The organism is Gemmobacter aquaticus (genome assembly GCF_007859075.1).
GTDB classification, from domain to species: domain Bacteria; phylum Pseudomonadota; class Alphaproteobacteria; order Rhodobacterales; family Rhodobacteraceae; genus Gemmobacter; species Gemmobacter aquaticus.
In genome coordinates this window covers 850556-870896 of the sequence record NZ_VOAK01000011.1, presented here as the reverse complement: position 1 = coordinate 870896, position 20341 = coordinate 850556, and the positions used below count along the sequence as shown (strand labels likewise).

Below are 20341 nucleotides of genomic sequence, written 5' to 3'. Positions count from 1 at the left end.
TGGCCTGACATATTCAGGAACCGATATCCCATGACCGAGCAAAAACCCGTGTCCGACACCGCCGCGACCAAAGTCACCCTGCCCGACGCGCAAACCGTGAATTCGGTCACGCATTGGACGGACCGCCTGTTCTCGTTCCGCGTCACGCGGCCACAAAGCCTGCGCTTCCGCTCGGGTGAGTTCGTGATGATCGGCCTGCTGGGCGAGAATGGAAAGCCGCTTCTGCGGGCCTATTCCATTGCCTCTCCCGCATGGGACGAAGAGCTTGAGTTCTATTCGATCAAGGTGCCGGATGGCCCCCTGACGTCAAAGCTGCAGCATATCCAGCCGGGCGACCAGATTATCCTGCGTCCGAAACCCGTCGGCACGCTGGTCCATGACGCGCTCTTGCCCGGCAAGCGGGTCTGGTTCCTTGCGACCGGCACCGGCATCGCCCCCTTCGCCTCGCTGATGCGCGAGCCGGAAACCTATGAAAAGTATGACGAAGTCATCATGATGCACACCTGCCGCACCGTGGCCGAGCTGGAATACGGCCGGCAACTGGTGGAGAGCCTGAAGGACGATCCACTGATCGGCGAGTTGGTGGGCGACAAGCTGAAATACTATCCCACCACCACGCGGGAAGAGTTCCACCACATGGGGCGCATCACCGATAACCTGACCAGCGGCAAGGTCTTTGCCGATCTGGGGCTGGAGCCGATGAACCCCGAAACCGACCGCGCTATGGTTTGCGGCAGCCTTGCCTTCAACAAGGATGTCATGGAAGTGCTCGAAGGTTTCGGCCTGCGCGAAGGCGCCAATTCCGAGCCCCGCGAATATGTGGTCGAAAAGGCATTTGTCGGCGACGGCATCTGAACTTTTCGCCGCAACGCATTGACACAAAAGAAAACGCCGCGAGAAAACTCGCGGCGTTTCGTCATTCAAGTCTGTCAGATCACATCCCGAGCGCGGTCTTGACCTGATTGACCGCAGCTTCGACCAGCGAGGGGTTCTTCGCCGCGCCATCCACTGCGGTTTTCAGCGTGGTCTTCACCTCGGCCGACAGCGACGAGCCGTCGATCAGGGCGTTGATCTTGGCCGCATCGAAGTTTGCCGGGTCAAGCACGGCCGCCATGTCGCCCACAGCGGTCGAAACCGCAGTACCGGCGGCGTTCGCCGCGTCAGTTGCGGCAGCGCCTGCTGCGGCAGCGGCATCGGTCGCGGCACCGGCAGCGGTGGCCGCCGCGTCAGCAGCCGCATCGGTCGCGGCAGTGGCAGCAGCACCTGCAGCCTCGGTCGCGGCTTCGGCGGCGTCGGTTGCAGCGGTGGCCGCTTCGCTTGCCGCGTCGGTCGCAGCACCCGCGGCGTCGGTCGCGGCATCAGTTGCAGCACCGGCAGCAGCCTGGGTCGCATCCGTCGCGGCCTCGCCTGCCGCTTTCGCGGCGTCAGTCGCCGTGCCGGCGGCCTCGGTTGCGGTCTTGGCGGCATCCTCTGCCACCTGATCGGCCGGGCGCCCCATGAAATAGTAGCCCGCCACGGCCGCCGCGATTACAACGGCACCGATGATGACCTTGTTGCTCATTCCGTTCTCCTTCCTTGCTGTGTTTCTCGCACAGTCGCCGGCATGAGATGGCATCGACGACGCGAATATGAAAGATCTCGATCAAAAAATGCTGCGAGGATTTGCCTCGGTTTGCATCATGCGCGAAAGCCCGCCGCAAAGTCACTGCGATTCCGGTTGAATTGCGCCGCCGCTGTCTTTATTTTCCGCGCGCGCACCTTAATGACAGAAGGATAAAGGCCATAGCCCGCAGACCCCACAATGCCCCTCCGCAGCGCGAGACGGGCCCCCGTGTGAACGAACGCATCCGCGCCCCTGAAATTCGCCTGATCGGCGCTGATGGCGAGAATGTGGGTGTCGTCACACCCGCCAGGGCAATGGCGATGGCGGAAGAGGCTGGGCTCGATCTGGTCGAGATCTCGCCCAACGCGGAACCGCCGGTCTGCAAAATCATGGACTTCGGCAAGTACAAGTACGAGACGCAGAAGCGTGAAGCAGAGGCGCGCAAGAAGCAAAAGATCATCGAAATCAAGGAAATCAAGTTCCGTCCGGGCACTGATGACCACGATTATGATGTGAAGATGCGGTCGGTGCAGAAGTTCCTGGCCGAAGGCGACAAGGTGAAAGTGACCCTGCGCTTCCGCGGCCGCGAGATGGCACACCAGGAACTTGGCCTTGAACTGCTGAACCGGGTTGCGGCCGATGTGACCGAGACGGGCAAGATCGAATCGATGCCCAAGCTGGAAGGCCGGCAGATGGTGATGATGATCGCGCCCAAGTAAGCGCATCATCGATCGAACGGATACGGGGGCCTCGGGCCCCCGTTTTCATTCCTGTGACCTGAGTCGTCCGCGCTGCGGGATCTCTTTCAAGAGCCCGCCAACTCCCATCCCGGCGATGTCGGCACCGCTGACCTGCAGGCCACAGAAGACGCGTTCAAGCACCCAGTCAGCGCCATTCATCGCGGGCGAGCGCGCGCAACCCGGAAGACCGATAACCGGCCGCCCCGCCAGATCACCGATGAACAGCAGGTTCCCCGGATCGACGGGCATGCCGAACCGCTCAAGCCGCCCACCAGCCTGACGCAGGGCTGCCGGCGCCACATCATTCTCGTCGGATGTGGCCGAGGCTGTCAGCACCAGAATGACATCCCCCTTCGCCGCGCGGATCGCCTCTGCCAAAGGCTCTGTTCGATGCGGCACGACCTGGCGCGCATCCAGCACGCCTCCGAGGCGCTCAATGCGCAACTCGACGGCCTTACGCCCTTTCTCGGGCATGGGATCATCTGACAGCGTGGTTTCAATCAGCGTTGCGCTGCGCAAGGCGGGCAGCGCGACTCGCATGGCCCCCACGGCGTGGTGACAGGCCTTGGCCAGCGCGGCTTCGGGCACCGCGTAGGCGATGATCTTCACCGTCGCTACCATCGCGCGATCCTCGACACGTGTGAAGGCGGGCAGTGTCGCAAGTGTAATCATCGGATGCACAGCATTCAGCGAATTGATCCGCGCGACATCGGGCAGGAAAAGACCCGGCCCCGTCGCCATCACATTGGCCCGGCCGGTGCTGGCTTTGGTCAATCGCAGACCGGGCGTACCCTCCGGCACAAGGGCGGCAGCCAGTCGGGCGGCGGCCTCGTTCTCGTCAACCTCATCAGGATCGGGGCGCGCTACGATGACAGAGTCCACGCCCGACGCGCGCAAGATCGACAATGCCTCTGGCCCCACGACACTGCCTTTGGCAAGAACCTTCCCCGCAGCCTCTATCCGATGCGCCAGAATGGCACCCTCTGCCTGCTCAAGCGGAACGGGACCAAAACGCATCAGCCGTGCCTCAGGACTTGTGTCACCTGCGCCATGACCGAGACGGCAATCTCGGCCGGGGTCTTGGCACCGATATCAAGCCCGACCGGGGCATGGATGCGTCCGATCCGATCGGCAAAGCCCGCCTCGGTCAGCCGCTCCACCCGTTTGGCATGGGTGCGGGCAGAGCCAAGGCAGCCCAGATAAAAGCAATCCGAGCCAAGCGCCGCGCGTATGGCCGGATCATCCAGCTTGGCGTCATGGGTCAGGGTGACGACGGCGGTGCGCGCATCGAGCCCGAGCGCTGCCAGCGCCTCATCCGGCCAATCGTCGAGGATATGCTCACCCGGAAACCTCTCCGCCGAGGCAAAGGCGCCCCGCGGATCGATCAGCGTTACGTCATATCCGCAGGCCCGCGCGATCTGGCACAACGGTTGCGCAATATGCACGGCCCCCACGATGGCCATACGCAGCGCAGGGTTGTGGATTGCAACGAACCAGTCGCCCTCCTCCATCCCCGACTTGTCCGACCGCATGCGCGCGGCGACATCGGCGCCGTCGGTCAGCCGCCGCTCCCAGCTTTGTAGGTTCACCTGATAGGCGCGCGCCTGCCGTGTGGCACGGGCGGCAACCAGATCGGCCAGCATCTGCTCAGGCATACCCGCGCCCACCGGCTCGACCAGCACGCGGATGGTGCCGCCGCAGGCGAGGCCCACGGAAAAGGCAGTCTCGTCGCTGACACCGAATGTCAGAACCCGCGACTGGCCATCCGCCAGGGCATCCTGCGCCTCGGTGATCACCGCACCCTCGACACAGCCGCCCGAGACCGAGCCCATGATCCGCCCCTCGGCATCGATCACAAGCTGGCTTCCGGGCTGCCGGGGGGCGGATCCCCAGGTCTCGACAACCGTCGCCAGGACTGCACCCCGCCCCGTGCGATGCCACTCCAACGCGGTCTCGGCGATCTGGTCATGCCGCGCGCGTGCCATTTCGGACATGAGGCCCCCTCCCCGTCGCCACTTGCGCCACTTCGCCCAGATTGGCATATGCAGCACGAAAGGCAAACGCCTTCCGGCCCGTATCGCCCCCCGGCCATCTTGCAGCTTGCAAACCCGCCCCTTCGCGTGTATGCGACCCCATCCTTCTGCAATACCCATGAACCGGCGCAGCCTCTCGTGGACGGGCCGCAGAAGGACCACCGGCCCGACCTATGAAATGCGCCTTGAAGATACGGAGCTTACATGCCGCTTTACGAGCATGTCATGATCGCGCGTCAGGATCTGTCCAACGCGCAGGCCGAAGGTCTTATCGAACATTTCTCCACGGTTCTCGCAGACAACGGCGGCAAAGTCGTTGAACACGAATACTGGGGCGTCAAGACGATGGCCTACAAGATCAACAAGAACCGCAAGGGGCACTACGCCTTCCTGAAATCGGACGCGCCCGCCGCTGCCGTGCAGGAGATGGAACGCCTGATGCGTCTGCATGATGACGTCATGCGCGTGCTGACCATCAAGGTCGACACCCATGCCGAGGGCCCTTCGGTCCAGATGCAGAAGCGTGACGACCGCGAGCGCGGCGAGCGTGGCGACCGCCCCGAGGGCGAGCGTCGTGAGCGCAGCTTCGATCGTGGCGGTGACCGCGGCGCCGCTGGCGACCGTCGTCGTTGATCTGAAAGGGAAAGGACCAGAACATGGCAAACAAACCCTTCTTCCGCCGCCGCAAGGTCTGCCCGTTCTCGGGCGACAATGCTCCTGCGATCGACTACAAGGACGTCCGTCTGCTGCAGCGCTACATCAGCGAGCGCGGCAAGATCGTCCCGTCGCGCATCACCGCCGTCTCGGCCAAGAAGCAGCGTGAACTGGCCCAGGCCATCAAACGCGCCCGCTTCCTGGCCCTGCTGCCCTACGCCGTGAAATAAGGAGAGCTGACATGCAAGTGATCCTTCTTCAGCGCGTGGCCAAGCTTGGCCAGATGGGCGATGTGGTCAAGGTGAAGGACGGCTACGGCCGCAACTTCCTGCTGCCGCAAGGCAAGGCGCTGCGCGCGACCGACGCCAACATCAAGTCGTTCGAGGCCCGCAAGGCCCAACTCGAAGTGCAGAACCTGGAAACGAAGAAAGAAGCCGAAGTCGTGGGCGCCAAGCTCGACGGTCAGGCTTTCATCGTGATCCGTTCGGCATCGGATTCGGGCGCGCTCTATGGCTCGGTCACCACCCGCGACGTGGCAGATGCCGCGACCGAGGGCGGTTTCACCGTTTCGCGCGGCCAAGTCGTGCTGGACCGTCCGATCAAGGACCTGGGCCTGCACACCGTGACGGTTGTCCTGCACCCGGAAGTTTCGGTCAAAGTCACGATCAACGTGGCCCGTTCGAACGAAGAAGCCGAACTGCAGGCTTCGGGCAAATCGATCCAGGAACTGGCAGCCGAAGCTGATGCTGCGGCCGAGTTCGAGATCGCCGAGCTGTTCGACGAAGTTGGCGCTGCCGCTTCGGACGAGTGATCGACCGATCAGAGATGAAACCGCGCGGGGCACCCCCTCGCGCGGTTTTTTTATGCGCTCAGCACATTGGCTCGGTGATCACCACCTCGGCGCCATCACGCAATGCGGTGTAAAAACACGAACGGCGATTGGTGTGACAGGCTGGCCCCTCTTGCGTCACCAGCAAAAGCAGGCAATCGCGATCGCAATCGATGCGCAACTCGATCAGGCGCTGAACGTGGCCCGAGGTCTCGCCCTTGGCCCAGAAGCTTGCCCGCGACCGCGACCAATAGGTGACATTGCCGGTCTGGAGTGTCCGGGCGATGCTCTCTTCGTTCATCCACGCCATCATCAACACCTCACCCGAGGCATGGTCCTGCGCGATCGCCGGGATCAGGCCATTCGCGTCGTATTTCAGGCTCGCGGGATCAAAGTCCATGCGTGAGGCTCCTTTGCAAAGGCTATTCGCGGGTCTATCTATGCCCAGAGGACGGCGGAGAAAAGCATGAGCGACGATCTGGTGAAACTCTATTCCGGCCGGATTCTGGAACTGGCGGCCGATATTCCGCATCTGGGTCACCTTCCGGCCCCCCAAGGCAGCGCGCGCCGCCGGTCGCCGCTGTGCGGCTCGACCGTCACAGCCGAGGTGGTGATGAAGGATGGCCGCGTCGCGGAATTCGCTCAGGATGTGAAGGCCTGCGCGCTTGGTCAGGCGGCAGCGGCTGTCGTCGGCGCCTCGGCCATCGGGCGCAGCCGGGCCGAGGTGGAGGCCGCGCGAGATGCGCTCAAGGCCATGCTGAAAGAGGGCGCGCCGCCGCCTTCGGCCCCGTTCGACGGGTTCGAGGTTCTGATCCCCGCGCGGGATTACAAGAATCGTCATGCCTCGATACTGCTGTCGATCGAGGCCTTGGCCGAGGCGATGGCCGCCGCAGAAACAGCCGCCGCCTAAAAAAAACCGCCGCGAGATACTCGCGGCGGAAGTGGCGTGTCTGGCAGGGCGGGCGTCGGGACAGTGACGCGAGGCATCGCTTGGGGAACGATGCGCCATAGGCGCAGACCGCAGGCAGAAATCCGGTCCGTCAGATCAGACGGCAGCAGGCAGCAGATGCAGCCCCATCAACAAGAGCGCGAAGATCGCGACAGTTCCAACGGCATCCTCCACCATGGTGGCGGATGAACGGGAGAAGACGGCTTTCACTTCCTTCAGCATGGCGACCTCCGTTGCTTGTTCCCATATTGTTCTCACCCTGCGCGAACAAAGTAAAGAACTTTTTAAGAACATTTCGGAACATTCTAAGAATGGCGTGTCAGCCGACCGAGATCAGACGGATCGCCCGGTCCTGATCCAACAACCACAGCAGGTTGCGCGCGGCCCGCCCCCGGTCGCTTTCCAGCCCCGGATCATCGGCCAAAAGCCGACGGGCGTCGCTTTGCGCCACCGCCATCAGGGCGGCCTGCCGTTCCAGATCGGCGATGCGAAAGCGCGGCAGACCGGATTGCGCCGTGCCGATCAGATCGCCCGCCCCACGAATGGCCAGATCCTCCTCGGCGATGCGGAAACCGTCCTCGGTATCCCGCAGGATCGACAGGCGCCGACGCCCCCCTTCGCTGAGCGGGGCCTGATACATCAACAGGCAAGTTGACTGCGCCGTGCCTCGCCCCACACGCCCGCGCAATTGGTGAAGCTGCGCGAGGCCAAAGATCTCGGCCCGCTCGATTACCATGATCGAGGCGTTGGGCACGTTCACCCCCACCTCGATTACCGTCGTCGCAACCAGAACGGCCGTCTCACCGGCCACGAAACGCGCCATGGCGGCGTCCTTTTCGGCGGGCGGCATCTGGCCATGCACAAGACCCACGCAATCGCCAAGGGCAGCGCGCAGATGCTGGAACCTCGCCTCGGCGCTGGCATAGTCGACCACTTCGCTGTCTTCGACCAGGGGACAGACCCAATAGGCCTGCCGTCCCTCGGCAATCGCGGCGCGCAGATGGGCCACGACCTCGTCCATGCGTTGCGTGGTGACCAGTGCGGTCTTGACCGGCTTGCGCCCCGCCGGCTTTTCATCCAGCACCGAAACATCCATGTCGCCATAGCTTGCCAGTGCGAGGCTGCGCGGAATGGGGGTCGCGGTCATCACCAGAACATCGGCCGCAATCCCCTTTCCGGCAAGCTCCATGCGTTGCGCGACGCCAAAGCGGTGCTGTTCGTCCACCACCGCCAGCCGCAGGTCGTGAAAGACCACATCCTTCTGGAACACGGCGTGGGTGCCCACAAGAATACCGATCTCTCCCGCCGCAAGCGCCCGCAACTTGGCGGCGCGGTCCGCCCCCTTGTCGCGCCCTGTCAGCAGCTCAAGACGGACGCCCGCGGCTTCGGCCAGCGGCTGCAACCCCTCAAGGTGCTGGCGGGCGAGGATCTCGGTCGGGGCCATCATCACGCCCTGACCGCCCGCTTCGACCGCAACCAGCAGCGCGAGAAACGCAACCAGGGTCTTTCCGGCGCCGACATCCCCCTGCAAAAGCCGGTTCATCCGCTGGTCGGATGCCATATCGGCGGCAATCTCGGCGCTGGCACGAACCTGCGCTGTCGTCGGCTCATATGGTAGCGATTTCAGAACCTTCTGCTGCAAAGCTCCAGTGCCGCGCGAACTGCGGCCCTTACCGCGCCGCACCCGCAGCCGCGCAAGGGCGAGCGTTAGCTGATGGGCAAACATCTCGTCATAGGCCAGACGCTGACGCGCGGGTGCCGTTGGCGCCAGATCGGCCGCGCCATCGGGATGATGGGCCTTGCGCAACGCATCGGTCCAATCGGGCCAGCCCTCGCGTTGCCGCAGCGGCAGGTCGATCCATTCCGGCAGGTCTGGCAGACGGTCAAGCGCGGCAGCCACCGCCTTTGCCACCTGCTTTTGCCCAAGGCCGGCAGTCAAGGGATAGACCGGCTCAAACCGCGGCAGATCGTCGGCCTCTTCCGGGGGCAAAACGTGGTCCGGATGGACCAGCTGAACCACGCCATCGAACATCTCGGCCCGACCCGAGATGATGCGGCGTTGCCCCATCGGCAGCAGCGACTTCAGATAGTCACCGCGCGCATGAAAGAACACGATCTGAAAGTCCTGCGCGGCATCGCGGACAGAGACGCGATAGGACCGCCCGCGCCCGGTTGGCGGATGATGGGCGCCCACCGTGACCTCAACCGTCACGGTCGCTGGCAGGGTCGCATCACGGACGGAATCGAGGCGCCTGCGGTCCACGCCGCCATGCGGCAAGAGGAACAGCAGATCCTTTGGCCGTTCGACCCCAAGCCCCGCCATCGCCTTGGCTGTCTTGGGGCCAACGCCCCCAAGCGTGACCAGATCGGCGAACAGCGGGAACAGAACGGCCGGGCGGCTCATCAGGCGCGCCCTGCCAGGTCCAGCCACTCATCCTCATCGATGATGCGCACGCCAAGCGCCTCGGCCTGCTTGGCCTTGGATCCGGCCCCCGGTCCCGCGATCACCAGATCGGTCTTGGCGCTGACCGAGCCCGACACCTTGGCCCCAAGCGCCTCGGCCCGCGCCTTGGCCTCGGCCCGTGTCATCTTTTCCAGCGTGCCGGTGAAAACGAGCGTCTTGCCTGCAACCGGACTGTCCGCCGCCACACGCCGCACCACCGGCTGCACGTCGAGATGGGCGACCAGCCGGTCAATCTCGGCGCGTTCGGCGTCCTGGTGGAAGGCGGTGATGAGCGATGTCGCGAGCACCGCGCCAATGCCGTCGATACCGGTCAGCTCCGCCCACTCGGCCCCCGCGCCGACTTCGGCGGCGGTCATTGCCGCCTCGAAGGCAGGCCAGGTCGCGTAATGCGTCGCCAGCAGATTGGCCGAGGTTTCACCGACATGGCGAATGCCAAGCGCAAAGATCAGCCGGTTCAGCGAAATCGTCCGGCACTGTTCGATTGCGGCAAACAGCTTTCGTGCCGAGGTTTCCCCCCAGCCATCCCGGTTCTTCAGCTTTTTCAATGGGCTGGCGGCATCACGCTCGGCAAGGGTGAAGATGTCGGCAGGGGTTCGGACCGAAAGTTCCGGATCGTTGAAGAAAGCCTCGACCTGCTTTGCGCCAAGCCCCTCGATGTCAAAGGCATTTCGGCTGACAAAGTGCTTCAACCGCTCGACCGCCTGCGCCGGGCAGATCAGTCCCCCGGTGCAGCGCCGCACGGCATCCCCCTCTTCGCGGATGGCGGCAGAGCCGCATTCGGGGCAGACCTGTGGAAAAACGAAGGGAACCGCGCCATCGGGCCGCTTGGCAAGGTCCACATCGGCCACCTTGGGAATGACATCCCCGGCACGGTAAACCTGCACCCAGTCCCCGACGCGAATGTCCTTGCCGTCGCGGATCGGCTCACCCTTTGCGTCGCGCCCGGCGATGTAGTCCTCGTTGTGCAATGTGGCATTCGAGACAACCACGCCGCCCACGGTGATCGGCCGCAGACGCGCGACAGGGCTGAGCGCACCCGTCCGGCCCACCTGAATGTCAATCGCCTCCAGCCGTGTCCAGGCTAGTTCTGCCGGGAACTTGTGCGCGATCGCCCAGCGAGGGGTGGCTGCGCGGAACCCGAGGCGGCGCTGCAGTGTCAGGTCGTTGACCTTGTAGACCACGCCGTCAATGTCATAGCCCAGCATCGCGCGCTCTGCGCCGATGGCCCGGTACTGGGCAAGCAGCCCGTCGGCATCATCGCAAAGCCGGGTCAGGGGATTGGTCTTGAAACCAAGCGCATGCAGGCGATCAATGGCCCCGAATTGCGTGTCTGCCAGTGGTTCGGACAGCGCCCCCCAGGCATAGGCAAAGAAACGCAGTGGGCGCGCCGCCGTGATGCGGGCATCCAGTTGGCGCAACGATCCCGCCGCTGCATTGCGCGGGTTGGCAAAGGTCTTCTCGCCCGCCGCCTGTTGCCGCGCGTTCAGATCGGTGAAATCGGCGTGCGCCATATAGACCTCGCCGCGCACTTCAAGGACCTCGGGGGCACCCTCAAGGGTCTGCGGAATGTCGGCGATGGTGCGGGCGTTCTCGGTCACATTCTCACCGGTTTCGCCATCGCCACGGGTCGCCGCCTGCACAAGGCGCCCCCCCTCGTACCGCAGGCTGAGCGAGAGCCCGTCGATCTTGGGTTCGGCCGTAAACGCCAGCGCACCGTCATGGCCCAGATAACTGCGGATGCGTGCGATGAAATCCGCAACATCCGTCTCATCGAAGGCATTCTCGAGGCTGAGCATCCGCACTTCGTGGCGAACCTTGCCAAAGCCATCAGCCACGGCGGCCCCGACCAGCCCGGATGGGCTGTCGGCGCGTTTCAGTCCTGGAAAACGGGCCTCAATGGCCAGATTGCGCTGGCGCATGACGTCGTAATCAGCGTCGCTGATCTCAGGCGCGTCGCGCAGGTGATAGGCCTCGTTCGCCTGCGTGATCTCATGGGCAAGGCGTGCAAGCTCGTCGCGCGCCTCTGCCTCGGTCAGGTCTTCAACCGCCTTCAATCTGGGCATGATCATCTCCCCTTTGCGCAAGGTGTATGGGAGCGCATCAGAGAGGTAAAGATTTACGCCCGCATGGCAATCTTTGTCGTCGCCTCAACCGGCATCGGATCGCGCAGCACATATCCCCGACCCCAGACCGTTTCGATATGGTTCTGACCACCTGTTGCCTCGGCCAGTTTCTTGCGCAGCTTGCAGATGAAGACGTCGATGATCTTCAATTCGGGCTCATCCATGCCACCATAGAGGTGATTGAGGAACATCTCCTTTGTCAGCGTGGTGCCCTTGCGCAGCGAAAGCAACTCCAGCATCTGGTATTCCTTGCCGGTCAGGTGCACGGCCTTGCCCTCGACATCAACAGTCTTGGCATCAAGGTTGACGCAGATCCGGCCCGTGCGGATCACGGACTGCGAGTGCCCTTTTGACCGGCGAATGATGGCGTGGATGCGGGCAACCAGTTCCTCACGAAGGAAGGGCTTGGTCATGTAGTCATCCGCACCGAAGCCGAATCCCTTCAACTTGCTGTCGGTATCATCCACACCCGAGAGAATCAGGATCGGCGTTTCGACCCGTGCAAGCCGCAACTGGCGCAAAACCTCATGCCCGCTCATGTCCGGAAGGTTAAGGTCCAGCAGGATCAGATCGTAGTCATAGAGCTTTGCAAGGTCGATCCCGTCTTCGCCCAGGTCCGTGCAATAGACGTTCAGGTTTGCATGGGTCAGCATCAATTCGATGCTACGAGAGGTTGTCGGGTCATCTTCGACCAGCAAGATGCGCATTCGTTATCTCCGCTCCGGCGTCATTCGCATTAACGATACTGATGGTCATTAGTTAACCGCACGTTACTGTGGCACTGGTAAGGCGCAACTCAACTCAAAGTTGTCTAAATCTTTGCAGTGATGTGACCTTCAACGCCCGATCTCCGTGTTTTTCCAGTGCGTTGCGCCAGCAGGCGAACTCTTCGCCCGACAGGCCATACCGCTCCAGCGCCTCGGCCTCAGAGATCAGCCCGTGCACCACCGCCCGCACGACAACCGCCTTGCGCGAGGCAACCCAACGGCTGGTATCTGCGGGCGGAAGATCAGCGCGGCTCAGGGTCGAGCCATCGGGCAAGGTGACCCTTCGCGGGCCGTCAACGCGTTTGAGATACATGGAACACCCCCTTCCGTGATGCCCCGACTATCGGCAATCTCGCTTAACCAGTGGTGAAGCCGTCTCTTGAGAGTGTGTGGCATTTTCCTATATTGCGACGCAGTTGGTGCCTTGCGCGCCCTTCCCCCGGAACCACCATGCTCGATCATCCGCTCAACTCATTGGGCTTTGCCAAGCCCCCGTCCGAAACCCGTGTCGTCGTCGCCATGTCAGGCGGCGTGGACAGCTCTGTGGTGGCGGCACAGCTGAAGGAAGAAGGGTATGACGTGGTCGGCGTCACCCTGCAGCTTTATGATCACGGGGCGGCATTGGCAAAGAAGGGGGCCTGCTGCGCCGGGCGTGACATCCACGACGCCCGCCGCGTGGCCGAAACCATGGGCTTTCCGCATTATGTTCTGGATTACGAGAACACCTTCCGCGAGGCAGTGATCGAGGAATTTGCCGACGCCTATCTGGCCGGGGCAACGCCTGTGCCCTGCATCCGCTGCAATGAGCGGGTGAAGTTCAAGGATCTGCTGGCCACGGCAAAGGATCTGGACGCCGACTGCATGGCGACGGGGCACTACATCCAGCGCAAGATGGGCGATGCCGGGGCCGAGCTGCACTGTGCGGCCGATGCGAACCGCGATCAAAGCTATTTCCTGTTTTCGACCACGCCGGAACAGCTGGACTATCTACGCTTTCCGCTGGGCCATCTGGCAAGCAAGGCCGAGACCCGGGCGCTGGCCGCGAAATACGGGCTTCCGGTGGCCGACAAGCCCGACAGTCAGGACATCTGCTTTGTCCCAAATGGCAACTATGCTGCCGTGATCGAGAAGCTGCGCCCCGGCGCCGCCGAACCGGGCGAGATCGTCGACATGTCGGGACAGGTGGTCGGCACCCATCGCGGCGTGATCCATTACACGATCGGCCAGCGCAAGGGGCTTGGCATCGGCGGTCTGGGCGAGCCGGTCTATGTCGTGAAGCTGGATCCCGACGCGCGCCGCGTGATCGTCGGCCCGAAAGAGGCGCTTTCAACACGCGTCATCCCGGTGCGTGAGGTCAACTGGCTGGGCGATGCGCCCTTCGACAGTCAGGCCGAATGGCACATCAACGTGAAGGTCCGCTCGACCCGCCCGCCCCGGCCCGCGGTCATCCGCCCAATCTCGGCGACCGAGGCCGAGGTGGAACTCTTGAGCCCCGAGGACGGGGTCAGTGCCGGTCAGGCCTGCGTCTTCTATGCGCCGGAGGGTTCGCGCATCCTCGGCGGCGGCTGGATCTGGCGCGGCCGGTGAGCTGATCCTTCTGCGAAGGATCATGCCTCCGGCGGGGGCATTTCAGCCAAGAGGACGTGGCATAAGTGCCGAAAGAACCGACCGGGCGGCGCGCAGGCCCGGCGGCTCTCCGCCTTGGCCAAGCCGCTGCATGGTTCGCGCCATGGCGTCAAGCTGCGCCTGCCGGGCCGGACCGGGGTGCAGCAAGTCAAGCAGCGCTGGCGCAATCCGGTCGGCGGAGCATTCGGGGCCGAGGAATTCGGGCACCGCACGGGTCTCTGACACCAGATTGACCAGCGTCACCGTATCGATCAGCGCAGCGCGGCGCATCAGCCAGAAGCTGATCGGGTGCAAGCGGTAGGCAATGACCATCGGGCAGGCATTTGCGGCAAGCTCAAGACTGACGGTGCCCGAGGCGGCCAGCGCCACATCGGCCGCCGCAAAGGCACCCCGCTTCAGGGCGGGATCGGTGATGATCTGGGGTCGGATCGGCCAATCGGCCGTCAGATCGGCCACCAGATCGGCAACACCGCGCACCGTGGGTAATGCAACGCGAGCCTGCGGGTGCGCCGCACGCACCCGTTCAAGCACCTCACCCAGGACCGGCGCAAGGCGGCTCACCTCGCCCCGTCGCGAGCCCGGCAGGGCAAGGATCAGCGGCCCCTCACCCGCAAAGGCCGCGCGCTCGGCGGATGTTGCAAGCGGCTCGGCCACGACCGGGTGACCCACAAAATCGCAAGTCATGCCGGCGGCAGTCATATAGGGCGGCTCGAAGGGCAGAAGCGCCAGCACGTGGTCGATGATCTTGGCCATCTTCGCGGCCCGCCCCGGTCGCCATGCCCAGACCGAAGGCGCCACGTAGTGGATCGTTCGCAGGTCAGGGCGCGCGTCCTTGAAGATCCGCGCCACGCGCAGACAGAAATCCGGGCTGTCGATGGTGATAAGCGCCTCCGCGCCGCTGTCGATCACGGCCTGCGCGGTTTCGCGGATGCGACGCTTGAGGTGGCGGTACTTGGGCAGCACCTCGGCGATGCCCATGACCGACAACTCCTCCATCGGGAACAGGCTGTCCATCCCCTCGGCCTGCATCAAAGGGCCGCCAACACCGGCGAAGGTGACGTCTGGCGCAAGGGTCCGCAGACCCGCCATCAGCGCCGCGCCCAGACGATCACCCGAGGGCTCTCCGGCGACCAGAAAGAGCTTCATGGCTCGCGCGCCCAGAGAAAGAGGCCCAGCCGTTCGGCCTCGGCCACCATGGCCAAGCGGTCGAGCAGGATCACCCCGCCCGCCTGAAACGCGATGCCAGCAAGGCCCGCGGCATGGACGCGCGCAAGGGTATCAAGACCCAGGGTCGGCAGGTCGATGCGCAGGTCCTGCCCGGGTTTGGGCGCTTTGTAGAACACCCCCCTCGGGCCATCTGGATTGGGGCGGCGTGCGGTCTGCGCGACCCAGTCGAGCATCGCATCGGTACCGGGCAAGGTTTCAACCGCCAGACAGAGGCCCTGCGCCACCACCGCGCCCTGCCCGACATCCACCGCCCCAAGGGCCGCGACGATGGTGGCTGCGCGATCAGTATCCTGACGGTCGGCACCCGAGGGTGCACCCGCCAGAACACCGGCCATAGGTACCAGATCAGGTGCAAGATCCTGCGCCCCAACCACAGCAAAGCCGGCCTCTTCGAAGATCGTAATCACGGCCCGCAAGGTCGCATCGTCACCTGCTTGCATGGCTGCCAGCAAACGCGGCACCATCTGGGCGGTTGCCGGATCGAACAGCGACGGATCGAGCCGTGGGCGCGCGACGGCGCCGGCAAAGACCACCTGCCCCACATCGGCATCCGCAAGGCTGCGCAGGAAGGGCACGAGACGCTCGACCCGGAAGGTCTGATCGACCACCAGCCCCTGCGGCGCATAGCCCTCCAGCGCACAGACCATCGGGCGATCCATCGCGGCTGCAAGCGTTGCAGGCAGCCGTCCACTGCCCGCGATAATGGCGGTGCGGGTCATTTCGGGGTCAGGAAGCTGCGGTCCGAGGCCGAGAGGATGAAATCCGTCATCTCGCGCACATGTGGGCTGTCGGTTTCGTCGGCAAGCCTGCGGGCACGGTCGAGGAACGTGCCCTCGCCCTGCGCCAGCATCTGATAGGCCGCACGCAGGGCAGTGATTTCAGCCCGCTCTACTCCGCGACGTTTCAGCCCGACAAGGTTGAGCCCATCGAGCACACCGCGCGGCCCCTGAACGAGGCCGTAGGGCACGACATCGTTCGTCACCATCGTCAGCGCACCGATAATCGCACCCTGCCCCACGCGAACCCACTGGTGCACGCCAGAGAGGCCGCCCACGATGACGTCATCGCCGATGTGGCAATGACCGGCAATCGCAGCCTGATTGGCCAGCACCACACGGTCACCCACGATCGCATCATGGCCGACATGGGCGCCCGTCATCATCAGGACATCGTCGCCCACCTGCGTCAGCCCGCCGCCGCCCTCGGTTCCGGTGTTCAGCGTCGCGCCCTCGCGGATGCGGCAGCGCTTGCCGACGACCAGCCGCGTGCGCTCTCCGCGGAACTTGAGGTCCTGGGGCACCTCGCCAACGACGGCGCCCGAAAAGATGACGCTTTCATCACCCACTTCGGTCCAGCCGGTCACCACGCCATGAGGTTTGACCACGACGCCCGCGCCAAGCCGCACTTCGGGGCCGATCACGGCAAAAGGGCCGATCTCGCAGCCGGGGCCGATCTCGGCGCCCGGCTCGACCACGGCCATGGGATGGATGCGGGTATCGGACATGGGATCAGGCCTTGGGCAGATCGAACATCGCGGTGAAGGTGGCCTCGCAGGCAAGCTCGCCATCGACGATGCCCTTGCCCTCGAACTTCCAGACCTTGCCGCCGCCGCGCAGCGCCTTCACATGCAGTTCAAGCACGTCGCCGGGGCCAACCTTGCGACGGAACTTGACCCCGTCCACGCCCATGAAAAAGACCTTGGCGTTCTTGTCCACCAGATCCATCGAGAGGCCAACAAGGATGCCGCTGGTTTGCGCCATCGCCTCGATGATCAGCACACCCGGAAACACCGGCATCTCGGGGAAGTGGCCGGTGAACTGCGGCTCGTTCATGGTCACGCATTTGATACCGACGCAGCTTTCGTTCACCACGATGTCGCGCACCTTGTCGACCAGCAGGAACGGGTAGCGGTGCGGCAGGATCCGCTGGATCAGGGCGATGTCTGCAGTGGTCGGAACCAGAGTGGCTTCGGTCATCGGGGTCTCCTTCGGGGCGGATGCGTCTATCCCGCCAATCAATCACAAGTCAGAGCGGCCGCGGCTCAGGGCTGCGGTGCCTTCGCATCTTGCCCGTCACCCAGAACGGCATCGATCTTGGCAATGGCTTCGTCCGTGACGTCGATGCTGTCCATCGACAGAACTGCCACGGATTTGTCGATAAGAACCACTGCGCCAAGCTCGGACATCAGCGCCGCAAGGATGGGCGCGGCGGTTTCGACAAAACGGGCGCGGTCTTCCTCGGCCCGGCGCGCAAGCTCGCGCGCTTTGGTGTCCTGCGCCTGACGGATTCCTTTGACCTTTTCATCAAACGCCTCGGCCAAGGGGCGGAACTGATCAGCCGGCATGGTCGGGCGCTGGTCGGTAAGCTTGCGCTCTTCCGCCTCGAGATTCGCCTCAAGCCGCTGGTTTTCTGCCTGCAGGGCCTTGCGCGCGGAATCGGTGCTGGCCTGCATCGCCTTGCCGAACCGCGTCTGGAGGAACAGGCGTTCCTGCTCGATCACGGCAATCTGGCTGCGCGCAACGGGCGTCGCCAGACTGTCGGATGGAATTGCGTTTTGTGCGGCTCCCAACGCTGGCCATGCCGCCAGCGCCAGGGCGCAAACCAGACGCCGGTATGCCCCGCGCATCGGCATGTCAGAACTTGGTCGAGATCGTCAGGTCGAAGAACTGTTCCTTATCGTAGTCCTGCTTCGCCAGCGCCTTGGCAAAGTTAAAGCGCAGCGGACCGATCGGCGTATCCCAGAAGACCGAGAAGCCAATCGAGGACCGCAGATGGAACCCGTCATCGACTGTATTGATCCCTGGCCCGCCCGAGTCGTCCCAACCGGTAACGTCATCGAGGCTCCAGACCGAACCGAAGTCGGCAAAAAGACCGCCCGTGATGCCGTACTCTTCGGGTGTTCCCAGCGGGAATTCCGATTCAAGGCGCGCGACCGCGAAGTAGTTCCCGCCAAGTGCGTCGTCCGACGCCTGGTCGCGCGGGCCGAAGCCGGAAGATTCAAAGCCGCGTATCTTGCCCGAACCGAAGAAGCGGTCCGTGACGCGGCTTGCTTCGTCATTGAACATGTGGATCGCGCCGCCCTCAAAGACTGCGCGCAGGGTCACATCCTCGTTCCAGACCTTGGTTTCGGTCATGGCGAGGACGTTGGCGGTAAGGCTGTCCACGTCACCGCCAAGGCCCGCGTAGTCAAGGCCAAAGCGCAGCAACGTGCCACCCTTGGGGTTGAGGCCGGTAATCCGGGAATCGTAGGTATAGGTCAGGCCAGCGCCAAAGCTTTGCAGCGGGCCCCGGTCAGCGTCACGCACGATGATCGGCGTCGTGCCCAGCTGGAACTCGTCCTCTGGGGTGTCCGGGTCATCCGGGGTGCCCATATACAGGTCGAACAGCTTTGATTCGCGGGCAAAGGCGCGCACCTCAAGCCGGCCCATTTCACTGACAGGGAACTCCAGCGCCGGAACGATCCCGATCATCCGGGTGTCGTAGGTGGCGTTGTCGTTATCGGTCTCGCGGTAGAAGGCGTTGAACTTGAGCTTCAGATCACGCCCAAGGAAGGCCGGCTCGATGAACAGGATCGAGCTGTCGCCGCTGTCCGATGTCACGGCGAGGTTCAGACCAACGGTCTGCCCCCTGCCAAGGAAGTTTGTCTCTTGCAAACCGATATTGAACCCGATGCCGGTAGAGACACCATACGACGCGCCCAGCGACAGAGAGCCGGTCGGCTGCTCTTCTACATCGACATTGACGATCACCTCGTTCGGGTTCGTTCCCGGCTCGGCGTTCACCTGGGCGTCCGCGAAATAGCCAAGCGCCCGGATCCGCTCCGCAGCCTGACGCACCTCACGTGGGTTGAAGGGGTCGCCTTCGACCGTGCGGAACTGGCGACGCACCACTTCGTCCAACGTGGTCGTGTTGCCTTCGATGTCGATGCGTTCAACAAAGACTTTCTCGCCCCGGCGCAGGGTGAAGGCCACGTCCAGCGTCATGTCCCGCTCGTTGCGGGTGACGACCGGCTCGATCTTGACGAAGGTCAGACCATTCTTGAGCGCAAGGGATTCAAGCCGGGCAATGTTGGAGTCGACATCCTGCGGCGAGTAGACCGAACCAGACCGCAAGCGCAGCGCTTGCTGGAACTCCGCCGCATCGACGCCTTCAACCTCGCTGACGGCCGTGATGTTGCCAAAGCGGAACTGCTGTCCTTCCTTGATGGTGAAGGTCACGAAAGACCCGTCGCGCTCGCGTGCAACCTCGGCCGTGGCATCAATGACCTGCATGTCGACATAGCCGCGCGACAGGTAGAAGTCGCGCAGAAGCTGTTTGTCGAGCTCGATCTGTTCGGGGCGCAGCGCGTCACGCTTGATGAAGGCCCGCAGCACGCCCGCCTGCTTGGTTTCAAGAACCTGCCGCAGACGGCGGTCACTGAAGGCCCGGTTGCCGACAAAGGACAGGCGTTCCACCTCGATCACCTTGCCCTCGGTGATTTCAAACACCAGATCGACACGGTTGTCGTCGCGGCGGATGATCTTTGGCGTGACTGTCGCGGCAAGACGGCCCTGCTCGCGGTATCCCTCGGCGATCGACGCGGCATCAGCCTCGGCCAACGCGGGCGAGTAGACCCGGCGGGGCTTCGACTGGATCACACTCGAAATCACCTCGTCCTTCAGGCGCGCGTTGCCCTCAAAGGCGATGACGTTGATGATCGGGTATTCCTTGACGCGGATCACAAGCCGAGAGCCCTGCGGCAGAACCTCGATCTCTTCAAACAGACCCGAATTCTGCAGGCCCTGGTAGGCGTTGTTGAGGTCCGCCGCCGTCACCTGCTGCCCGCGAGTGATTCCCGCGAGTTTCAGGATCGAAGCCGCCTCGACGTTCTGGTTCCCCTCGATCGTGACCTGCGAGAAGGAATAGCCTTGCGCAATCGCCGGTGAAATCAAGGGGCTGGACAGGCCCGAGGTACCAAGAAGGATGCCGATTGCAGCGCCCCGCACCAATTGCGACCTGCGTTTGCGCCGCGGCGAATCCGCATTCCGTGCCTGCACCATGACTTGCCCTATCTCAAAGACCTTCCAGTCCGTTCTGACTAGCCGCAAAGCGATGCATTGTCAAAAGGCGGGGCACGTTTCCGATGCAAGAACTAGCGGTTATCAGCCGCCCCCACACTAGCGATGTGATTATGGAATCGCGGTCAGAAACGAGCTGACAAAGGTACCTGCCAGCAGGCCGACCAGAATGGTCGCGAGCATGAACAGCAGGTCCAGATTCAGGCCCATGAGGAACGAAAGCCCGCGATATCCATTGATGACGGTTTTCATGATGGCACCCGAAAGTT

23 protein-coding genes are annotated in these 20341 nt (G+C 63.6%); 7 read left to right on the top strand and 16 right to left on the bottom strand.

Translation table 11 applies throughout. From position 1 onward, the window contains the following. Positions 1 to 30: 30 nt before the first annotated feature. Positions 31 to 855 (top strand): ferredoxin--NADP reductase, encoded by an 825-nt coding sequence (locus FQU74_RS06405; RefSeq protein ID WP_146285574.1) that lies wholly within the window; start codon positions 31 to 33, stop codon positions 853 to 855. A gap of 79 nt (positions 856 to 934) precedes the next feature. Here FQU74_RS06405 and FQU74_RS06400 read toward each other — a convergent pair whose 3' ends face one another. Then, positions 935 to 1561: a hypothetical protein gene (locus FQU74_RS06400; RefSeq protein ID WP_229704307.1), complete on the bottom strand. Its 627-nt coding sequence runs from the start codon at positions 1559 to 1561 to the stop codon at positions 935 to 937. A 272-nt stretch (positions 1562 to 1833) separates the two neighbouring features. Here FQU74_RS06400 and infC point away from each other — a divergent pair, with 272 nt between their 5' ends. Next, positions 1834 to 2322, top strand: a complete 489-nt coding sequence (gene infC, locus FQU74_RS06395) for a translation initiation factor IF-3 (RefSeq protein WP_229704308.1) — start codon at positions 1834 to 1836, stop codon at positions 2320 to 2322. Positions 2323 to 2367: 45 nt separating this feature from the next. On the opposite strand, the gene FQU74_RS06390 is transcribed toward infC, so the two are convergent. Continuing rightward, positions 2368 to 3360, bottom strand: coding sequence for a molybdopterin-binding protein (locus tag FQU74_RS06390; RefSeq protein WP_146285573.1), 993 nt, complete (start codon positions 3358 to 3360; stop codon positions 2368 to 2370). Then, on the bottom strand, positions 3360 to 4337 hold the full coding sequence (locus tag FQU74_RS06385; RefSeq protein ID WP_229704309.1) for an XdhC family protein: 978 nt from the start codon (positions 4335 to 4337) through the stop codon (positions 3360 to 3362). Before FQU74_RS06385 ends, FQU74_RS06390 begins: the two co-directional genes overlap by 1 nt. 243 nt (positions 4338 to 4580) lie before the next feature. Between FQU74_RS06385 and rpsF the strand changes: the two genes are divergently transcribed. The 3 genes from rpsF to rplI are packed head-to-tail and all read left to right on the top strand — an operon-like array spanning position 4581 to position 5841. Continuing rightward, positions 4581 to 5009 (top strand): 30S ribosomal protein S6, encoded by a 429-nt coding sequence (rpsF, locus tag FQU74_RS06380; RefSeq protein WP_146285572.1) that lies wholly within the window; start codon positions 4581 to 4583, stop codon positions 5007 to 5009. Positions 5010 to 5032: 23 nt separating this feature from the next. After that, on the top strand, positions 5033 to 5260 hold the full coding sequence (gene rpsR / locus FQU74_RS06375; RefSeq protein ID WP_023666208.1) for a 30S ribosomal protein S18: 228 nt from the start codon (positions 5033 to 5035) through the stop codon (positions 5258 to 5260). 11 nt (positions 5261 to 5271) lie between these two features. After that, positions 5272 to 5841: a 50S ribosomal protein L9 gene (rplI, locus tag FQU74_RS06370; protein ID WP_146285571.1), complete on the top strand. Its 570-nt coding sequence runs from the start codon at positions 5272 to 5274 to the stop codon at positions 5839 to 5841. Between the two features lie 58 nt (positions 5842 to 5899). On the opposite strand, the gene hisI is transcribed toward rplI, so the two are convergent. Continuing rightward, on the bottom strand, positions 5900 to 6259 hold the full coding sequence (gene hisI / locus FQU74_RS06365) for a phosphoribosyl-AMP cyclohydrolase (RefSeq protein WP_146285570.1): 360 nt from the start codon (positions 6257 to 6259) through the stop codon (positions 5900 to 5902). Between the two features lie 66 nt (positions 6260 to 6325). Here hisI and FQU74_RS06360 point away from each other — a divergent pair, with 66 nt between their 5' ends. Then, positions 6326 to 6769 carry an iron-sulfur cluster assembly scaffold protein gene (locus tag FQU74_RS06360; RefSeq protein ID WP_146285569.1) on the top strand — a complete coding sequence of 148 codons (444 nt, stop codon included), beginning with the start codon at positions 6326 to 6328 and terminating at the stop codon, positions 6767 to 6769. 135 nt (positions 6770 to 6904) lie between these two features. Here the strand turns inward: FQU74_RS06360 and FQU74_RS19690 are convergent, their stop codons facing one another. From FQU74_RS19690 to sciP, 5 genes are all read right to left on the bottom strand, one after another. Beyond that, positions 6905 to 7030, bottom strand: coding sequence for a hypothetical protein (locus FQU74_RS19690; RefSeq protein ID WP_268236743.1), 126 nt, complete (start codon positions 7028 to 7030; stop codon positions 6905 to 6907). A 97-nt stretch (positions 7031 to 7127) separates the two neighbouring features. Next, the gene (gene recG / locus FQU74_RS06355) at positions 7128 to 9212 is read right to left on the bottom strand and encodes an ATP-dependent DNA helicase RecG (RefSeq protein WP_146285568.1); all 2085 of its coding nucleotides are present in this window, start codon (positions 9210 to 9212) and stop codon (positions 7128 to 7130) included. Further along, positions 9212 to 11335, bottom strand: coding sequence for an NAD-dependent DNA ligase LigA (gene ligA, locus FQU74_RS06350; RefSeq protein ID WP_146285567.1), 2124 nt, complete (start codon positions 11333 to 11335; stop codon positions 9212 to 9214). The genes recG and ligA overlap by 1 nt, the downstream gene beginning before the upstream one ends. 53 nt (positions 11336 to 11388) lie before the next feature. Further along, positions 11389 to 12102: a response regulator transcription factor CtrA gene (ctrA, locus tag FQU74_RS06345; protein WP_146285566.1), complete on the bottom strand. Its 714-nt coding sequence runs from the start codon at positions 12100 to 12102 to the stop codon at positions 11389 to 11391. A gap of 94 nt (positions 12103 to 12196) precedes the next feature. After that, complete coding sequence (gene sciP / locus FQU74_RS06340; protein ID WP_146285565.1) at positions 12197 to 12475, bottom strand: CtrA inhibitor SciP; 279 nt, start codon at positions 12473 to 12475, stop codon at positions 12197 to 12199. A gap of 137 nt (positions 12476 to 12612) precedes the next feature. Between sciP and mnmA the strand changes: the two genes are divergently transcribed. Next, positions 12613 to 13749, top strand: a complete 1137-nt coding sequence (gene mnmA, locus FQU74_RS06335) for a tRNA 2-thiouridine(34) synthase MnmA (RefSeq protein WP_146285564.1) — start codon at positions 12613 to 12615, stop codon at positions 13747 to 13749. 42 nt (positions 13750 to 13791) lie between these two features. Here mnmA and lpxB read toward each other — a convergent pair whose 3' ends face one another. From lpxB to FQU74_RS19400, 7 genes are all read right to left on the bottom strand, one after another. After that, positions 13792 to 14934, bottom strand: a complete 1143-nt coding sequence (gene lpxB, locus FQU74_RS06330; RefSeq protein WP_146285563.1) for a lipid-A-disaccharide synthase — start codon at positions 14932 to 14934, stop codon at positions 13792 to 13794. After that, on the bottom strand, positions 14931 to 15734 hold the full coding sequence (locus FQU74_RS06325) for an LpxI family protein (RefSeq protein WP_146285562.1): 804 nt from the start codon (positions 15732 to 15734) through the stop codon (positions 14931 to 14933). The genes lpxB and FQU74_RS06325 overlap by 4 nt, the downstream gene beginning before the upstream one ends. Beyond that, complete coding sequence (gene lpxA, locus FQU74_RS06320; RefSeq protein ID WP_146285561.1) at positions 15731 to 16519, bottom strand: acyl-ACP--UDP-N-acetylglucosamine O-acyltransferase; 789 nt, start codon at positions 16517 to 16519, stop codon at positions 15731 to 15733. Before lpxA ends, FQU74_RS06325 begins: the two co-directional genes overlap by 4 nt. Positions 16520 to 16523: 4 nt before the next feature. Continuing rightward, complete coding sequence (gene fabZ / locus FQU74_RS06315; protein WP_146285560.1) at positions 16524 to 16991, bottom strand: 3-hydroxyacyl-ACP dehydratase FabZ; 468 nt, start codon at positions 16989 to 16991, stop codon at positions 16524 to 16526. A 65-nt stretch (positions 16992 to 17056) separates the two neighbouring features. Further along, complete coding sequence (locus tag FQU74_RS06310) at positions 17057 to 17584, bottom strand: OmpH/Skp family outer membrane protein (RefSeq protein WP_158635545.1); 528 nt, start codon at positions 17582 to 17584, stop codon at positions 17057 to 17059. A 64-nt stretch (positions 17585 to 17648) separates the two neighbouring features. Further along, a complete protein-coding gene (bamA, locus tag FQU74_RS06305; protein ID WP_146285558.1) occupies positions 17649 to 20054 on the bottom strand; it encodes an outer membrane protein assembly factor BamA in 2406 nt (801 codons plus the stop codon). A gap of 129 nt (positions 20055 to 20183) precedes the next feature. Then, entirely contained in the window at positions 20184 to 20324 is a 141-nt protein-coding gene (locus FQU74_RS19400; protein ID WP_170246198.1) for a hypothetical protein, read from the bottom strand. Positions 20325 to 20341 lie beyond the last annotated feature (17 nt).

Bases quoted from the DNA above. Each gene is read 5' to 3' on its own strand.
- FQU74_RS06405 (WP_146285574.1), top strand. From the start codon at position 31: ATGACCGAGCAAAAACCCGTGTCCGACACCGCCGCGACCAAAGTCACC.
- sciP (WP_146285565.1), bottom strand. From the start codon at position 12,475: ATGTATCTCAAACGCGTTGACGGCCCGCGAAGGGTCACCTTGCCCGAT.
- FQU74_RS06385 (WP_229704309.1), bottom strand. From the start codon at position 4,337: ATGTCCGAAATGGCACGCGCGCGGCATGACCAGATCGCCGAGACCGCG.
- FQU74_RS06325 (WP_146285562.1), bottom strand. From the start codon at position 15,734: ATGACCCGCACCGCCATTATCGCGGGCAGTGGACGGCTGCCTGCAACG.
- hisI (WP_146285570.1), bottom strand. From the start codon at position 6,259: ATGGACTTTGATCCCGCGAGCCTGAAATACGACGCGAATGGCCTGATC.
- FQU74_RS06390 (WP_146285573.1), bottom strand. From the start codon at position 3,360: ATGCGTTTTGGTCCCGTTCCGCTTGAGCAGGCAGAGGGTGCCATTCTG.
- lpxA (WP_146285561.1), bottom strand. From the start codon at position 16,519: ATGTCCGATACCCGCATCCATCCCATGGCCGTGGTCGAGCCGGGCGCC.
- FQU74_RS06360 (WP_146285569.1), top strand. From the start codon at position 6,326: ATGAGCGACGATCTGGTGAAACTCTATTCCGGCCGGATTCTGGAACTG.
- rplI (WP_146285571.1), top strand. From the start codon at position 5,272: ATGCAAGTGATCCTTCTTCAGCGCGTGGCCAAGCTTGGCCAGATGGGC.
- ligA (WP_146285567.1), bottom strand. From the start codon at position 11,335: ATGCCCAGATTGAAGGCGGTTGAAGACCTGACCGAGGCAGAGGCGCGC.
- bamA (WP_146285558.1), bottom strand. From the start codon at position 20,054: ATGGTGCAGGCACGGAATGCGGATTCGCCGCGGCGCAAACGCAGGTCG.
- FQU74_RS19400 (WP_170246198.1), bottom strand. From the start codon at position 20,324: ATGAAAACCGTCATCAATGGATATCGCGGGCTTTCGTTCCTCATGGGC.
- recG (WP_146285568.1), bottom strand. From the start codon at position 9,212: ATGAGCCGCCCGGCCGTTCTGTTCCCGCTGTTCGCCGATCTGGTCACG.
- fabZ (WP_146285560.1), bottom strand. From the start codon at position 16,991: ATGACCGAAGCCACTCTGGTTCCGACCACTGCAGACATCGCCCTGATC.
- rpsF (WP_146285572.1), top strand. From the start codon at position 4,581: ATGCCGCTTTACGAGCATGTCATGATCGCGCGTCAGGATCTGTCCAAC.
- lpxB (WP_146285563.1), bottom strand. From the start codon at position 14,934: ATGAAGCTCTTTCTGGTCGCCGGAGAGCCCTCGGGTGATCGTCTGGGC.
- FQU74_RS19690 (WP_268236743.1), bottom strand. From the start codon at position 7,030: ATGCTGAAGGAAGTGAAAGCCGTCTTCTCCCGTTCATCCGCCACCATG.
- ctrA (WP_146285566.1), bottom strand. From the start codon at position 12,102: ATGCGCATCTTGCTGGTCGAAGATGACCCGACAACCTCTCGTAGCATC.
- mnmA (WP_146285564.1), top strand. From the start codon at position 12,613: ATGCTCGATCATCCGCTCAACTCATTGGGCTTTGCCAAGCCCCCGTCC.
- FQU74_RS06400 (WP_229704307.1), bottom strand. From the start codon at position 1,561: ATGAGCAACAAGGTCATCATCGGTGCCGTTGTAATCGCGGCGGCCGTG.
- rpsR (WP_023666208.1), top strand. From the start codon at position 5,033: ATGGCAAACAAACCCTTCTTCCGCCGCCGCAAGGTCTGCCCGTTCTCG.